The organism is Micromonospora sp. NPDC002411 (genome assembly GCF_053592955.1).
Genome location: NZ_JBSFBM010000008.1, coordinates 17137 through 30929, shown reverse-complemented (window position 1 = coordinate 30929; position 13793 = coordinate 17137). Strand labels below are relative to the sequence as shown.

General features: G+C 71.4%; 12 protein-coding genes. 8 read left to right on the top strand and 4 right to left on the bottom strand.

The genetic code is table 11. The features are described from left to right. Positions 1–6 precede the first annotated feature (6 nt). From ACWCO3_RS02315 to ACWCO3_RS02290, 6 genes are all read left to right on the top strand, one after another. Positions 7–963, top strand: a complete 957-nt coding sequence (locus ACWCO3_RS02315; RefSeq protein WP_145784784.1) for a carbohydrate ABC transporter permease — start codon at positions 7–9, stop codon at positions 961–963. Further along, entirely contained in the window at positions 960–1841 is an 882-nt protein-coding gene (locus tag ACWCO3_RS02310) for a carbohydrate ABC transporter permease (protein WP_145784785.1), read from the top strand. The genes ACWCO3_RS02315 and ACWCO3_RS02310 overlap by 4 nt, the downstream gene beginning before the upstream one ends. Beyond that, on the top strand, positions 1838–3973 hold the full coding sequence (locus ACWCO3_RS02305; RefSeq protein ID WP_450008059.1) for an alpha-galactosidase: 2136 nt from the start codon (positions 1838–1840) through the stop codon (positions 3971–3973). Before ACWCO3_RS02310 ends, ACWCO3_RS02305 begins: the two co-directional genes overlap by 4 nt. 94 nt (positions 3974–4067) lie before the next feature. Then, positions 4068–4469 (top strand): YciI family protein, encoded by a 402-nt coding sequence (locus ACWCO3_RS02300; protein ID WP_357833327.1) that lies wholly within the window; start codon positions 4068–4070, stop codon positions 4467–4469. Positions 4470–4532: 63 nt separating this feature from the next. Continuing rightward, positions 4533–5744, top strand: coding sequence for an RNA polymerase sigma factor (locus ACWCO3_RS02295; protein ID WP_425280551.1), 1212 nt, complete (start codon positions 4533–4535; stop codon positions 5742–5744). Between the two features lie 508 nt (positions 5745–6252). After that, the gene (locus tag ACWCO3_RS02290; RefSeq protein WP_145784789.1) at positions 6253–6573 is read left to right on the top strand and encodes a DMT family transporter; all 321 of its coding nucleotides are present in this window, start codon (positions 6253–6255) and stop codon (positions 6571–6573) included. A 73-nt stretch (positions 6574–6646) separates the two neighbouring features. On the opposite strand, the gene ACWCO3_RS02285 is transcribed toward ACWCO3_RS02290, so the two are convergent. Then, positions 6647–8008, bottom strand: coding sequence for a cellulase family glycosylhydrolase (locus ACWCO3_RS02285; protein ID WP_450008056.1), 1362 nt, complete (start codon positions 8006–8008; stop codon positions 6647–6649). 377 nt (positions 8009–8385) lie between these two features. Here ACWCO3_RS02285 and ACWCO3_RS02280 point away from each other — a divergent pair, with 377 nt between their 5' ends. Together ACWCO3_RS02280 and ACWCO3_RS02275 are read left to right on the top strand one after the other, a co-directional pair. Continuing rightward, positions 8386–9348, top strand: a complete 963-nt coding sequence (locus ACWCO3_RS02280; protein WP_358048682.1) for a TIGR03557 family F420-dependent LLM class oxidoreductase — start codon at positions 8386–8388, stop codon at positions 9346–9348. After that, entirely contained in the window at positions 9345–10205 is an 861-nt protein-coding gene (locus ACWCO3_RS02275) for an alpha/beta fold hydrolase (RefSeq protein ID WP_450008053.1), read from the top strand. The genes ACWCO3_RS02280 and ACWCO3_RS02275 overlap by 4 nt, the downstream gene beginning before the upstream one ends. Positions 10206–10318: 113 nt before the next feature. On the opposite strand, the gene ACWCO3_RS02270 is transcribed toward ACWCO3_RS02275, so the two are convergent. From ACWCO3_RS02270 to ACWCO3_RS02260, 3 genes are read right to left on the bottom strand one after another with little or no spacing between them, the layout of a single operon-like run. Next, positions 10319–11416 carry a hypothetical protein gene (locus tag ACWCO3_RS02270; protein WP_450008051.1) on the bottom strand — a complete coding sequence of 366 codons (1098 nt, stop codon included), beginning with the start codon at positions 11414–11416 and terminating at the stop codon, positions 10319–10321. 47 nt (positions 11417–11463) lie between these two features. After that, the gene (locus tag ACWCO3_RS02265) at positions 11464–12264 is read right to left on the bottom strand and encodes an endonuclease/exonuclease/phosphatase family protein (RefSeq protein ID WP_450008049.1); all 801 of its coding nucleotides are present in this window, start codon (positions 12262–12264) and stop codon (positions 11464–11466) included. An 8-nt stretch (positions 12265–12272) separates the two neighbouring features. Then, positions 12273–13763 (bottom strand): phosphatase PAP2 family protein, encoded by a 1491-nt coding sequence (locus ACWCO3_RS02260; protein ID WP_358162837.1) that lies wholly within the window; start codon positions 13761–13763, stop codon positions 12273–12275. Positions 13764–13793: the final 30 nt, after the last annotated feature.

Below are 13793 nucleotides of genomic sequence, written 5' to 3'. Positions count from 1 at the left end.
GACATCGTGTCCGACCAGCCCCTGATCCAAGCGGATCGCGCCGTGCCGCCGCCGGCGACGACCACCCCCACGGGTGGTCGCCGCCGGCGGCTACGGCTCCTGTCCCGCACCGACCGCGTGGTCATCACGCTGATGGTGCTCGTGCCGCTGCTACTCGTCACCGGCTTCGTCTGGCTACCGGCGGCAGCCACCGTGCTGCTGTCCGGCACCAACTGGGACGGCATCGGCCCACTCAACGAGATCGAGTTCGTCGGCGCGCGCAACTACGACGACGTGGTGAACATCTACCCGCCGTTCGTGCCGGCGGTCCAGAACAACCTGCTCTGGTTGGCGGCGCTGTTCGTGGTCGCCACGCCCTTCGGCATGTTCCTGGCCGTCCTGCTCGACAAGGAACTGCGCGGCAGTCGCTTCTACCAGACCGCGCTCTACCTGCCGGTGGTGCTCTCGCTGGCGCTGATCGGCTTCGTCTGGCAGCTGCTGTACTCCCGCGACCAGGGCCTGATCAACGCTGCGTTCAACAGCAACGTCGACTGGTACGGCGACTCGAACGTCAACATCTGGGCGGTCCTGGTCGCCTCCGGCTGGCGGCACGTCGGGTACATCATGCTGCTCTACCTGGCCGGGCTGAAGGGCGTCGACCCTTCGCTGCGGGAAGCCGCGGCGGTCGACGGCGCCTCCGAGACCCGCACCTTCTTCCGGGTGGTCTTCCCGGTGCTGCGGCCGATCAACATCATCGTGCTGGTGGTGACCGTGATCGAGTCGCTGCGCGCGTTCGACCTGGTCTGGGTGGTCAACAAGGGCCGCAACGGGTTGGAGCTGCTCTCCGCGCTGGTCACCCAGAACGTGGTGGGTGAGGCGAGCCGGATCGGGTTCGGCTCGGCACTGGCGACGATCATGCTGGTCGTATCGCTGGTCTTCATCACCGTCTACCTCGCTACCGTGATGAGGGAGAACCGGGAATGAGCGTCGACACTCCTGTACGTCGGCGCAAGCTGACCCCGCAGCGGCTGCTGCTGCACGGTTTCCTCATCGCCGTCTCGCTGGCCTGGCTCTTCCCGATCGCCTGGGCGGTGCTGACCTCACTGCGCTCGTACGACTACACCGCCGCCAACGGTTACGTGTCGTTCGGCGGCTGGACCTTCGACAACTACGTCACCGCCTGGCGGACGGCGGAGTTCGGCCAGCACTTCCTCAACTCGCTGTACATCACAGTGCCGGCGGTGCTGCTGACCCTCTTCCTCGCGTCCTGCGTGGCGTTCGTGATCGCCCGCTTCAGTTGGAAGCTCAACATCGTCCTGCTCGGGGTGTTCACCGCAGCCAACCTGCTGCCCCAACAGGCGTTGCTCATCCCGCTGTTCCGGTTGTTCACCGAGGTGCCGCTGCCGGAATTCATGAGCGACTCCGAGTTGCTCTACGACAGCTACTGGGGCCTGATCCTGATCAACGTCGCCTTCCAGTGCGGGTTCTGCGTCTTCGTGCTCAGCAACTACATGAAGGCGCTCCCCCGCGACCTGTACGAGGCGGCGATGGTCGACGGGGCGAGCATCTGGCGGCAGTACTGGCAGGTCACCATGCCGCTGTGCCGACCCGCCCTGGCCGCGCTGGCAACGCTGGAGGTGACCTGGATCTACAACGAGTTCTTCTGGGCCACCGTCCTGATGCGCACCGGCGACAAGTTCCCGGTGACCAGTTCGCTGAACAACCTGCGCGGCGAGTTCTTCACCGACAACAACCTGGTCTCGGCGGGCAGCGTCCTCGTCGCGATCCCCACGCTCGTGATCTTCTTCATGCTCCAGCGACACTTCGTTCGGGGCCTGACCTTGGGAGCCTCAAAGGGATGACGATCCTGCACCTGCGCCGCGCGCGGACCAGCCTGGTGCTCGACGCGCGCGGCCCGGGGCTGCCCCGGGTCGTGCACTGGGGTGGCGACGTCGGCGACCTCGACGACGACGGCCTGCGCCAGCTCACCGACGCGACAGTGCCGCCGGTGGTGCCGAGCAGCTTCGACGAGCCGCCCGTGCTGTCCCTGCTGCCGGAGGCGAGCGCCGGCTGGGGCGGTCGCCCGGGTCTGGCCGGGCACCGCGACGGACAGGACTGGTCCACCGCGTTCCGCCTCGACGACCTGGACGTCGACCAGCCCGCCGACGGTGCGGCCCGGGTGACGGTGCGGGCGTCGGACACGGCCGCCGGGCTGACCCTGACCATCGAGATCACGCTCGACCCGTACGGCCTGCTGACCGTTCGGCACCGGCTGCACAACGACGGCGACAGCGCGTACGAGCTGCGGGAGCTGGCCCCCGTGCTGCCGGTGCCCCCGGTCGCCACCGAACTGCTCGACCTCACCGGCCGCTGGTGCCGGGAACGGTCCCCGCAACGGCACCCGTGGCAGCAGGGCGCCTGGGTCCGTGAGGGTCGACACGGGCGGACCGGGCACGACGCCACACTGCTGCTGGTGGCCGGCACCGCCGGGTTCGACTTCGGCCACGGCGAGGTGTGGGCGGTGCACACCGCGTGGAGCGGCGACCACGTCACAGTCGCCGAGCGCCGGCCCACCGGCGAGTCGACCCTCGGAGGCGGCGAGCTGCTGGCCCCCGGTGAGATCCGGCTCGGCCCCGGCGAGTCGTACGAGACTCCCCTGCTCTACGCCGTCTGGTCCGACGTCGGGCTGGACGGACTCAGCGACGTACTCCACTCGCACCTGCGGGCCCGACCCGGACACCCGCGCTCCCCCCGCCCGGTGACCCTCAACGTCTGGGAGGCGGTCTACTTCGACCACGACCTGGACCGGCTGCGGAACCTCGCCGACCGGGCCGCGCAGATCGGCGTGGAGCGGTTCGTGCTCGACGACGGCTGGTTCCGCGGTCGGCGCGACGACACCGCCGGCCTCGGCGACTGGTACGTCGACGAGGGTGTCTGGCCCGATGGTCTGCAACCGCTCATCGACCACGTGACCGGCCAGGGCCTTCAGTTCGGTCTCTGGGTGGAGCCGGAGATGGTCAACCCCGACTCCGACCTGTTCCGCGCGCACCCGGACTGGCTGTTGGCCGTACCGGGGCGGCTGCCTCCGGCGTGGCGCAACCAGCAGGTGCTCGACCTGGGCCGCCCCGAGGCGTACGCCTATGTGCTGGAACGTCTCGACGCCCTGCTCACCGAACACCCCGGCATCAGCTACCTCAAGTGGGACCAGAACCGGGACCTCACCGAGGCCGGGCACCACGGCCGGCCCGGTGTGCACGGGCAGACCCTGGCGGTGTACCGGCTCTTCGACCAGCTGCGCAGCCGTCATCCCAGCGTGGAGATCGAGAGCTGCTCGTCCGGCGGGGCCCGGGTGGACCTGGCCATCCTGGCCCGCACCGACCGGGTCTGGGCCAGCGACTGCAACGACGCCCTGGAACGGCTCAGCATCCAACGCTGGACCGGGCTGCTACTGCCGCCGGAACTCGTCGGCACACACATCGGCCCGCAGCGCTCGCACACCACCAACCGGGTGCACGACCTCGGCTTCCGGGCCGCCACCGCGCTCTTCGGCCACCACGGCATCGAGTGGGACATCGCCTCGATCAGCGCCGCCGAGCAGACCGAACTGGCCGCCTGGGTCGCACTGCACAAACGGCTGCGCCCGCTGCTGCACGCCGGCCGGGTGGTCCGGGTCGACCACCCGGACCCGGCCGTCTGGGCACACGGCGTGGTCGGCAGTGACAAGACCCAGGGGGTGTACGCGGTGGCGCGGCTGGCCACCTCCGCCACGCCGTCCCCCGGCGCGGTCCGGCTGCCCGGCCTGGACCCGGAGCGCCGTTACCGGGTGCGGCCGGTGACGGACGTGCCGTTGCCCGCGACCATCGACCGGTCCACGCTGGCCTGGTTGGCGGACGGTGTCGTCCTGACCGGAGCGGCGTTGGCCCGGGTGGGGTTGCAGATGCCCGCGCTGCACCCGGAGCAGAGCCTGGTGCTGGAGGTCGTCGAGACCGGTTAGAAAATCCTTGGTCGGGGTGTCGAGAACGGTGCCGTCTGCTTCTACCTCAGGGTGAGAGCACCGAGGGTGGTGCGCAGGTGTGAGGAGCGAGACGATGAAGTACATGCTGCTGATGCAGTTCAGCGCCGCGGGGACCGACTTCCCGGGCATCGACACCTGGACCCCGGCCGAGGTCCAGGCGCACATCGCGTTCATGGGCGAGGTCAACGAGAAGCTCACCGCCGCCGGGGAGTGGGTCGACGGGCAGGGTCTCGGCGGTCCGCAGCAGGCCCGGATCGTCCGCGCCGGTGAGGGCGGTGCGCCGGTCGTCACCGAGGGGCCGTTCGCCGAGACGAAGGAGTTCCTCGCCGGGTTCTGGATCGTCGACTGCGACAGCCCGCAGCGGGCGGTGGAGCTGGCCGCGCACATCTCCACCGCGCCCGGCCCGGGTGGCCGTCCGCTGAACATGCCGATCGAGGTGCACCCGGTGATGTCCGCGCCACCACAGGAGCTGTGAGCGCTGACCACCGATTCCCGCGTCGAGGACCTGCTGCGCGACCTCGCGCCGCAGGTCCTCGGCGTGCTCGCCCGCCGCTTCGGTGACTTCGCCACCGCCGAGGACGCGGTGCAGGAGGCACTGCTGGCCGCCGCTACCCAGTGGCCGGCCGAGGGGCTGCCGGGCAACCCACGCGGCTGGCTGATCCAGGTCGGCTACCGCCGGATGATCGAGCTGGTCCGCGGTGAGCAGGCCCGACGCCGCCGGGAGGACCTGGTTGCCCGGCGGGACCCGGACGACCAGCGGCACGCGCCGGCCGCGGACGAGGAGTTGACCGCCGAGCGGGACGACACCCTGGTCCTGCTGATGCTCTGCTGCCATCCGGCGCTCGCCCCGACGTCAGCGGTGGCGCTGACCCTGCGCGCCGTCGGCGGTCTCAGCACCGCCGAGATCGCCCGCGCCTTTCTGGTGCCCGAGGCGACCATGGCGCAGCGGATCAGCCGGGCCAAGCAGCGGATCCGCGCGTCCGGGCTGCCGTTCCGGATGCCCGAGCCGGCCGAGCGCGCCGACCGGTTGACGGCCGTCCGGCAGGTGCTCTATCTGATCTTCACCGAGGGGCACACCAGCACCACCGGCCCGGACCTGCGCCGCGTCGACCTCGCGGCTGAGGCGATCCGGCTCACCCGCGCGCTGCACACGCTACTGCCCGACGACAGCGAGTCGGCCGGGCTGCTGGCGTTGATGCTCCTCACCGAGGCGCGCGGCCCGGCGCGGACCGGGCCTTCGGGCGAACTGATCTCCCTGTCCGACCAGGACCGCAGCCGCTGGGACGCGGCGGCGATCGCCGAGGGCGTCGCGCTGGTCACCCGGGCGCTGCCGCGTGGGCCGGTCGGCCCGTACCAGGTGCAGGCCGCCATCGCCGCGCTGCACGACGAGGCGCCGAGCACCGAGGCGACCGACTGGCCGCAGATCCTGGCGCTCTACAAGGTGCTGGAACGACTCGCCGGCAGCCCCGTGGTGGCGCTCAACCGGGCAGTGGCGACCGCCATGGTGCACGGGCCGGCAGCCGGTCTCGCCGCCGTCGACGCGCTGGCCGACGACCCCCAGCTCGCCGGACACCACCGACTGCCCGCCGCCCGCGCACACCTGCACGAGATGGCCGGCGACCGGGATCGGGCGATCGTCGACTACCGGGCCGCCGCCGCGCGCACGAACAGCCTGCCCGAGCAGCGTTACCTCACCATGCGAGCGGCCCGGCTCGCCGCCGAGCCCTCGCCGGTGCAACCCGAGGACTGACCCACGGCATGGTCGGCGCGATGGGTGCGGTCGGCGCGGTGGGTGCGGTCGGCGAGGTGGGTGCGGTGGCGCGGCTGGCGCGGTGGCGCGGCTGGCGCGGTCGGCGCGGTCGGCAGCGAGACGAACATGGCGTCCCGGACTGCCTATGGAGCTGATGTCGTAAACGATTCGCCCGCCGCATGAATATCGCGCTCAACCAACGAACCCGATCACCGCAGCCAGCCGGGCAAGGAGCAGGGGGCAGCCGGCCAGGTAAGCAGCCGGCGGGCAGGCGGGCAGGCGGGCAGGCGGGCAGGCGGGCAGGGAATCACGTCATGAGGGGCAGGCGCGGCTGAATCGTTTGCGACATCAGCTCCAAAGGGGCCGAGTGGGATGTGCCGGGGTCGTCCGCCGGCCGCCGCGACGGGGCCACGCGACGACGGTGCCGGTTGGATGTCGAGCGACGGCGGACGCCGGCGATAGCCTGACCACCGACATCCGCCGTCGAGCATTCAGGACTGGGGACCGCATGGCGTACGTGCTGCTGGGGATCGCCATCCTCGCCGAGGTGCTGGCGACCAGCCTGCTCAAGAGCACCGCGGGGTTCAGCCGGCTCTGGCCGACGGTGGGTTGCCTGACCGGTTACGTGCTGGCGTTCCTGCTGCTGGCGCAGGCGGTCAAGGAGATCCCGGTCGGCGTCGCGTACGCCCTCTGGTCGGGTCTGGGCACCGCAGCCATCGTGGCGATCGGAGCGGTGTTCCTGGACGAGCGGGTCGGGCTGGCCAAGCTCACCGGCATTGCGCTGATCATCGCCGGGGTGGTCATCGTGAACCTGTCCGGGGAGCACTGACCGAACCGACGGTCCCCGCGCGGGGTCGGAGTGGCCGGGCCCGCGCGGGCCCGGCCACCATCACTCTTCCTGTTCAGCTGGCGGTGCAGCTCACCGCCGGTGGAGCGTTGCTGCCGGTCCAGCCGCCGATGAAACCGAAGCTGGTGCTCGCACCGGCGGCCAGTCGGCCGTTGTAGTCCGCGTTGCGCGCGGTCACCGTGGCTCCGCTGCTGGTCAGCGTCGCGTTCCAGGCCTGGGTGACGCTCTGGCCGTTGGCGTACGTCCACCGGGTGGTCCAACCCGTGATCGCGGCGGTGCCGGCGGTCACCCGGACCTCACCCTGGAAGCCACCCTGCCACTGGTTGGTCACCGTGTAGGTCGCCGAGCAGCCACCCGTCGGCGGAGGCGTGGTCGGCGGAGGCGTGGTGGGCGGCGGGGTGGTGGGCGGAGGCGTGGTCGGCGGCGGGGTGCCGCCGAAGACGCTGGCCTCCCGGGCGGTCTGCCGGATGCCGTTGACGCCGTTGAAGAGCCGCTGACCCCAGGTGGTCAGGTTGGCAGGGTTGAAGGAGGTGGCCAGGTCGAGATACTCCACGCCGCCGCCGTTGCCGCTCCACGACCAGCCCAACCAGCCGATCCCGTTGGCTTGGGTGTACGCGAGGATGGCGTCCTCGTCCGGGTCCCCGTCGGAGTGGTTGAAGCCGAACTCACCGACCACGATGGGCAGCCCCGCCGATCGGAAACGGCCCAGGTAGTCGCTGATCTCGGCGGCGGTGTCGAACACCCCGTACATGTGGATCGAGAAGACGGTGTTGCGGGCCGGGTCCGCGGCGAAGACCGACGCGGCGTTGTCCCGCATGGTGAACGACCAGTCCTGCCCCCAGTTGGGCGCGTCCACCATGATGGTGTGGGTCAGCCCGCCGGTACGCAGGCGCTTGATCGCGTTGGCGTTGTCGGTGGCCCAGGACGCGTAGTTCTGGTTGCCGTACGGCTCGTTGCCGATGTTGACGATGACGTACCTCTCCTGGCCGACGAGCACGTCGGCGAGACTGAGCCAGTAGTCGACCGCGCGGGCGAGGGTGATGGCGCCGCTCTGCTCGCCGTACCCGGTGGTGTCGTGCACCTCCAGCACGCAGATCAGCCGGTTGGCCCTGCACAGTGAGATGACGTTCGCGACGTCGGCGTTGGTGTTGCGGGTCCACCGGTCGCCGCTGGACAGCACCACCCGCACGGTGTTCGCCCCGAGCGCCTTGACGTCGGCAAACGAGCTGGTCTGCTGTGGATACCAGGTGTGCGCGTGGTTGACGCCACGCATGACGAATTCGGTGCCGTTGGCGTCGTACAGCTTGCCGCCCGCGACGGAGAAGCCGGCCGCCGCGTGCGCCGGCTGGCCGAACGCCAGCACGGCGACGAGCAACGCGAGCAGCGCCGCGCCGACGGCAGAGAGTCGAGTCTTCATGGCCTTCCTCAGGGAGAACCCCCGGTGCCCGACAGGGGTGGGACGAGACAGGGGAAGGCGGCTGCAGCCCGGCAGCCGCGCCCGGCTCCCGGAGCGCACGCATCAGCGTAGGGCGATGGATAGGCCGTCGCAACCGGTTCAGTAGACAGGCTCTGGGCCCGGACAGCCGCAACGGCCCACGCAGGCGCAGGCCGTCACGGGGCGATCATCCCCACCACAGGATGTGCGCCACATCCGGCTCTTAACCGGTTAAGAGCGACGGTAGGCAGGTCGCCGCGATCCGTCAAGCATCGCCGGAGCCGAACCGGACGGGAGGGTTGACGGCTACCGACCTGGGTATCCCGGGAACGATCCGTCGGTGGAGAGGGGAAACCAGGATGGTCAGCGTCGGCTACACCCTGATGAGCGAGCAGGCCGGTCCCAAACAACTGGTGGACCACGCCATCCGAGCCGAAGCGGCCGGCTTCGACCAACTCGTGATGTCCGACCACTACTACCCCTGGCTGGACTCCCAGGGCCACTCGCCGTACGCCTGGTCGGTGCTCGGCGCGGTCGCCCACGCCACCTCCCGCGCGCAGCTGATGTCGTTCGTGACCTGCCCGATCCGCCGCTACCACCCGGCCGTCGTGGCGCAGAAGGCCAGCACGATCGGGGCGCTCTCGGACGGCCGATTCACCCTGGGCCTCGGGGCGGGCGAAAACCTCAACGAGCACGTCGTCGGTAGCTGGCCCCACGTGCAGCAGCGACACGAGATGTTCGAGGAGGCATTGCAGATCATCCGGCCGCTGCTCAACGGCGAGACGCTGACGTTCTCCGGCAACCACTTCGACGTGCCCGACGCCTACGTCTGGGACCGGCCGGAGCGGCCGGTGCCGATGGCCATCGCGGCGTCCGGCCGGCAGTCCGCGACGCTGGCGGCCGAGTACGGCAGCGGCATCATCTCCACCGAACCGGACCGGCACATCATCGAGATGTACGACGACGCCGGGGGTGCCGGCCAGCCCCGCTACGGGCAGGTGGCCATCTGCTACGGCCCCGACGAGGCGGAGTGCCGCAAGATCGTGCACGACCAGTTCCGCTGGTTCGGGATGGGGTGGAAGGTCAACGCCGACCTGCCCGGCCCGGAGTCGTTCGCCGCCGCCACCCAGTTCGTCCGGGAGGAGGACGTCGCCGAGGGCATCTCCTGCGGCCCGGACGTGGACGCGCACGTCGAGGCGTTCCGCACGTTCGTCGACGCGGGCTTCACCCACGTGGCGATCATCCAGGTCGGTGGGGAAAGCCAGCCGATGTTCCTGGACTGGGCGCAGGATCAGCTGCTGCCCCGGCTGCGCGAGCTGTGAGGCGTCCGACGGCAGGTGGGCGGTTCGGGCTGGGCGAGCTTCGGCTCGCCCTGGCCGCCCCCCGGCCGGCCGCCGGGCTGACCAGCGACTGGCGGCTCGTCGACGGACTGCGCACCCACACCCAGCGCGGTGCCGACCCGGCGACCGGGGCGACGCCAGTGGTGCTGGTGCACGGCCTGGCCGTCTCGCACCGCTATCTCACCCCGCTGGCCGTCGCGCTCGCCACCACCAACCCGGTGTACGCGCCGGACCTGCCCGGCTTCGGGCTGACCGAACACCCCCGGGGCGCGTACGACGTGGCCCGGCACGCCGACCACCTGGCCGCCTGGCTGGACGCGTACCACCTGCCGCCGGTCTGCCTGGTGGGGCACTCGTTCGGCGCGGAGGTCGCCGCCGCGGTCGCCGCGAACCACCCGGGTGCGGTACGCGCGCTGGTGCTGGCCGGGCCGACCAGTGACCCAGTGGCCCGAACCCGGCGGGCCCTGTTCGGCAGGTGGCTGGTCGACACCCTGCGCGAGGCACCGTTGCAGGCGCCGATCCTGGTCCGCGACATCTGGGACGCCCGGCCCTGGCGGGTCTTCGCGACGTTGTCGCACTCGGTGCACAACGCGATCGAGGCGGACCTCGTGCGGATCACCGCACCGACCCTCGTGCTGAGCGGCGGTCGAGACCCGGTGGCGCCGGCACGGTGGCGCGACCAGGCGGCCCGGCTCGTGCCGGACGCCACCCTGACTGTCGTACCCGGTGCCGCGCACAACGTGGTCACTACCGCTCCGACGGCGGTCGCGGACGCGATCCGCCAACTCCTCGCCCCACATCCGCACTCACGGACAGGTGAACCTCATGCGTTTCGGTAACACGGAGATCCGCCCACTCGGTGGTGGCATCGGCTGCCTCCTGATGATCCTCTTCTCGATCGTGGCCTCGGTAGTGCTGACCGTCCTGGTCAACCTGGTGCTGTAAGGCGCGGTCAGCGACGCAGCCCCAGAGCGGTGAGCACCTCCCGGGAGGCCATGCGGGCCGGGTCGAGCACCGCGCGGCGGGTCCAGCGGGCCGCCGGCGTGACGGTTGCCCGCCAGACCGCTCGCAGGCCGCGCGCCACCGGCACGACCGTCACCGACCAGACCCAACGGACGCCCGACAGCAGCGGACGCACCGTGTGCCGCCACAACCAGCGCAACCCGTGGCCGATCGGGCGCAGGACCAGTCGGTAGACCAGCCGCAGTACCCAACCGGCGGTCCGCCACGCACCGACCACCACCACGACGACCAACCGGCCGAACCCCACGACGACCCAACGGATTCCGCGTACGAGCCCGGCGAGCGCGGCGCCCAACGCCCCGGCGAGCATGCCGACGCCGCGCCACAACAGGCGGCCGGCGGGGGTGAGCGCCGCGCCCACCCATCGCAGCGGCCGCAGGACCAGATGCTCGGTGAGCCAGACCAGCACGCGACCCAGAGCCAGGAGAGGCGGGCGCAGCCCTCGGCGGGCCAACCACACCAGCGGCGACCAGACCACCGTGCGGGCCACCCAGGCGAGGGCGCACGCCAGCCACACCAGCGGCGACCAGACGAGAGTCCGGGCAACCCACGCGACGCCCAGGGCCAGCCACACCAGCGGCGACCAGACGAGAGTGCGCGCCACCCACGCGACACCCTGGCCGAGCCACACCAGTGGCAACCAGAGGAGGTTGCGGGCCACCCAGGTCAGCGGGAGCCAGACCAGGTTGTGAGCGCACCAGACCAGCGGACGCCACAGCAGCCGGTGCAGGGCCCAGACCAGCGGTGCCACCAGCCAGTCGCGTAGGAACCGACCGGTCGGGCTGAGCAGGTGCCGGTACAGCAGCCGGCCGGTAGCCGCGATCAGCTCCCAGAGCAGGCGTACCGGCAGCACGAAGACCAGCGCGACACCGCGCGCGACGGCCGCGACGAGCGGAAACGCGACGGTGGCCGGCTCGGCCGTGTGCACGGCCGACGGGGCTCGGGCGGCGAGCGTCACCGTCGGCGCGGCCGGACGATCGGCCGGTGGCCCGGGAAGCGGCGGCCGGACGGTGGGGCGGTCGGTCACGGTGGGCACGGTAGCCGTGCCGCGCCACGCGCGGGGGCCCCTTCCGGTCACAGGTCGACGGTGGCCAGGAGTGGATAGTGGTCGGAGGCCGTGCCCGCCGCTCCGCCGCGGATCACCCGGCAGTCGCGCACCCGCTCCGCCAGGGCACGGGTGCCCAGCAGATAGTCCAGGCGCATCCCGGCGAACTCGGCACCGCCGAACCCGGTGGGAACGGTGTGGCCGTCGGCCTCCGGCGCCCCGACGTTGCACGCCGGCCACAGGTCGACCAGGTCGGCGGCGAGCAGCCGGGCGATCGCCCGGGTGTCCACCGCGCCACCGCCCCGACGCAGGTGCCGCCGCCGGTAGAGGGTGGGCATGCCGGCCAGGCGCGCGCTGTGGTCGACGGTCGGGTCGAGCGAGTTGAGGTCACCGGTGAGCAGTGTCAGCGGCCCTCGGCTGCGTCGCATCGCGGCGGCCAGCCAGTCGACCTCCATCCGCCGTCGCCCGCCGGAGTACGGATAGAGGTGGGTGCCGAAGACGGTCAACGGGCCGGCGGCGGTGTCCACCACGACGCGGGCGGCGGCGTGGTGGAACGGCCGGCGCAGGGTCCCCGTGTCGACGACCCGGTACGGCGGACGGACCAGGACCGCGACCGGCTGCCCGAAGCAGGACCGGGCCAGGTGTGGTGTCATCCCCACCCGATCCGCCACGGCTCCCATCAGCCCGTCGCGGTCGAAGCCGCGCAGTTCCTGGAGGGCCAGCACGTCCGGTGCCTGCTCCTGGATGACCTGGACCACCCGGTCCAGCCGGCCGGAGCCGCCACGGTCCCGACCGCCGGTGCGGATGTTCCAGGTCATCACCCGCAGCACGGCGACGCTCAGTCCGCCCGGCCGGCCCGCGCCAGCTCGTCGTCGAGGGTGTCCACGTCCTCCGACTCGATGGCCGGCTGGTTGCCCTCCTTCAGGTCGGCGTTGGGACGGATCACGAGGTAGAGCAGCCCGATCCAGAGCGCGGAGAGCAGGATCGCGCCCATGAAGTCGGTCGGGTGGTGCATCCCCCGGTACATCCGGGAGGTGGCCACGCCGACCGGCATGAGCACTGCCAACCCCACGAAGATCCAACGCCACCACCTGTCGGTACGCGGGAACACGATGAGGGTGATCGCCAGCCAGACGCAGATCGTGGCGGCGATGTGCCCGGACGGGAACGACGAGGTGGGCATCTGCCCGTCGAGGTTCTCCACCGCCGGGCGGGGCCGGTCGACGGCTCGGGCCGACGCGAGGAACAGGGTCAGCTCACCGACCATCGCCAGCACCACGAACAGCACCGGCCTCCAGCGCCGCCACACCGCCAGCACCAGCGGACAGAACACCAACGAGATCAGCAGGATCGCGTGGGTGTCACCGAACTTGCTCCACCACCAGCTCACCTCGGTCAACGTGTCGGTGTGCCGCTCGGCGAACCAGCGCGGCACGTCGGTGTCGAGCGTGTCGAAGAAGGTGCCCTTGGCGTGGTAGCTGACGTAGGTGCCGAAGCCGTAGAGCGCACCGAACACGAGCACCCAGCCGACCAGCAGCTCGGCCACCGCGGAGCGGGGGTGGGCCAGCACGTGCTCCTCGGCCGGGGCGGGCGCGATGTCGTGCCCCGCCTCCGGCTCCAGGCCCTCGGTGAGCGGCGGCACCGGTCGCCCGCGCTCGCGACGCCACAGCCGGAAGGCGTACGCGGTGACGCCCAGCCAGGCCGCGCCGAGCAGCCAACCGCCCAGCACGTCCGAGACGAAGTGCACGCCCAGCGCGATCCGGGTCAGACCGATCAGTGCCACCAGCACGCCGACGCCGACGATCGCCGGCTTACGCCAGCGGGGCGCCATGGCCGGCAGGAACACCAGCAGCAGCGCCCCGTACGCGACGAACGAGCCGAGCGCGTGCCCGCTCGGGAAGCTGTTGCCGGGGGCGCTGGCGATCGGCACGTCCACGATCGGGCGGAGCCGGCCGACCAACGTCTTCAGGGACGGGTCCAGGATCAGGCCACCGACCCCGGTGATGATCAGGTAGACGGCGAGGCGAGGCTGGCGCCGGATCAGCAGCCCGACCACGGCGATGGTGACCAACCAGATGAGGATCGGTCGGCCACCCAGGTCGGTCACCGCCTGGAGGACGGTGACGAGCGCGTGATGTGGGGCGACGAGCCCGTTGAACCACTCGGCGGCGGCGTGGTCGGCATCCTGCAGGGGGCTCCACCGCACCCGCACGAGCATCAACAGCAGCCCGAAGGCCACCCCGGCGCCGGTGACGGCCACCAGGCCGGCGATGCTCCGTTCGGCGAAATGCCCGAGCGGGCGCCGTGCCACCTCTTTGACCGCGGTCACCCCGCACCTCCCTTGTCGGCTCTGGCGAGG